A 1,083-nucleotide genomic window follows, 5' to 3' on the forward strand; every position below is an offset into this window, starting at 1 on the left:
AATTAGAGATTATAAGGAAGAGCTTTTCTCTAATTATTGCTCAAGAATTTATTATCTTTTCATTCTCAAAGCAGAACTACGTTTAACCCTGAGTTAGCAAACATATGAGAAAAACGATTTTACTATTAATAATGGCTTTTGTTTCAAATTTAATTTTGGGACAAAACTTTGAGTATCAAACTGACTTTAAAAGGTTGGTTGTACAGTCTCAAGATAGTTTGAGTGACAACTATTATGAAAAATTGCGCGCTGAATTTGTTAAAAACGGAGAGAATTTCACAAAAGACAAAGTAATTGCGTTAATGTCTGGACAAACCGCTTCAAAATTTTATGATGCTTACGGAATGATAGATATGGAAAGAGCTTATCAAGTTGCGGACAAATATTCTTCTGACACCATACACAAATATGTTCATAGATTATTGGAAATTCATCCTGTTAATCTTTCAATGAACTATGGACTTTGGAAAACGTATGAAAAAGATGGAGAAACTACAAATGCGGAAAAGTATAAAAAGAGATTTAACTTAATTTGTGAATCCATTCTAACGACTGGAAACGGAACAAATGAAAAGCCATATTTTGTAATCTCGCCAATAGATGGTCAAGTTTTAATAAGATTATATTACAAAAAAGAAATTGGAATGATGGGTTCAGGAAGAGACCCAAATGGAAATTTTGTAGATATATTGGAAATGGTAGACGAAAAAGACAGTAAGTCATTAAATTTTGTAATTGACCACGCTATGGGACTATTTAGACAACAAATGAGAGAAGTCGATGAAAAGGAAATTGAGGACAAATATGAAATTGACGAAAACGGAAAAGTAATTCTTAAAAAGAAAAAAGGAAATTAAAATACGTTTGCTAACAATGGCTATTAGTAATTGCTTGTTCTCGCCTACTTCTGAAAATCCTCGCGGATTTTCAGTTTGGTGTGTACTTGCAAAGTTAAGTGCTAACCCACGCAACTACTCATAGCCGAGACCGATGGAACACATTCGCCGATGGCGAACTTTAATCTACGCTGCTTCGCAGACAATGCATCTTAAAGTAAATGTGTTCCATCTCAGGGTTAAACCA

The 1,083-nt window shown here is 33.3% G+C and carries 1 protein-coding gene; it reads left to right on the forward strand.

The genetic code is table 11. The annotated features are described in order from the left end of the window. Positions 1 to 104 precede the first annotated feature (104 nt). Positions 105 to 857, forward strand: a complete 753-nt coding sequence (locus DFQ02_RS15020; RefSeq protein WP_116525264.1) for a DUF4919 domain-containing protein — start codon at positions 105 to 107, stop codon at positions 855 to 857. Positions 858 to 1,083: the final 226 nt, after the last annotated feature.

Source organism: Seonamhaeicola aphaedonensis, assembly GCF_003386195.1.
Classification (GTDB): Bacteria; Bacteroidota; Bacteroidia; order Flavobacteriales; family Flavobacteriaceae; genus Seonamhaeicola; species Seonamhaeicola aphaedonensis.

What these genes read in the sequence shown, in the direction of transcription:
- DFQ02_RS15020 (WP_116525264.1), top strand. Translation starts at nt 105, where the DNA reads ATGAGAAAAACGATTTTACTATTAATAATGGCTTTTGTTTCAAATTTA.